The following is a 911-nucleotide window of genomic DNA, read 5'->3' as shown; positions in this document are numbered from 1 at the left end:
ACTCATCTCGAAGCAGGCTTCCCGCTTAGATGCTTTCAGCGGTTATCCCTCCCGAACGTAGCCAACCAGCCATGCCCTTGGCAGAACAACTGGCACACCAGAGGTTCGTCCGTCCCGGTCCTCTCGTACTAGGGACAGCCCTTCTCAATATTCCTACGCGCGCAGCGGATAGGGACCGAACTGTCTCACGACGTTCTAAACCCAGCTCGCGTACCGCTTTAATGGGCGAACAGCCCAACCCTTGGGACCGACTCCAGCCCCAGGATGCGACGAGCCGACATCGAGGTGCCAAACCATCCCGTCGATATGGACTCTTGGGGAAGATCAGCCTGTTATCCCCGGGGTACCTTTTATCCGTTGAGCGACGGCGCTTCCACAAGCCACCGCCGGATCACTAGTCCCGACTTTCGTCCCTGCTCGACCCGTCGGTCTCACAGTCAAGCTCCCTTGTGCACTTACACTCAACACCTGATTACCAACCAGGCTGAGGGAACCTTTGGGCGCCTCCGTTACTCTTTAGGAGGCAACCGCCCCAGTTAAACTACCCATCAGACACTGTCCCTGATCCGGATCACGGACCCAGGTTAGACATCCAGCACGACCAGACTGGTATTTCAACGACGACTCCACCCACACTGGCGTATGAGCTTCAAAGTCTCCCAGCTATCCTACACAAGCCGAACCGAACACCAATATCAAACTGTAGTAAAGGTCCCGGGGTCTTTCCGTCCTGCTGCGCGAAACGAGCATCTTTACTCGTAGTGCAATTTCACCGGGCCTATGGTTGAGACAGTCGAGAAGTCGTTACGCCATTCGTGCAGGTCGGAACTTACCCGACAAGGAATTTCGCTACCTTAGGATGGTTATAGTTACCACCGCCGTTTACTGGCGCTTAAGTTCTCAGCTTCGCC

General features: G+C 55.5%; 1 rRNA gene. It reads right to left on the bottom strand.

The features are described 5' to 3' along the window. A 23S ribosomal RNA gene (locus tag ACYUD3_RS38505) occupies window positions 1-911 on the bottom strand; the annotation flags it as partial.

This window comes from Streptomyces sp. AMJ-169 (genome assembly GCF_055597585.1).
Note: the sequence above shows the minus strand (reverse complement) of the source record. Positions and strands in the feature narration are given on the sequence as shown.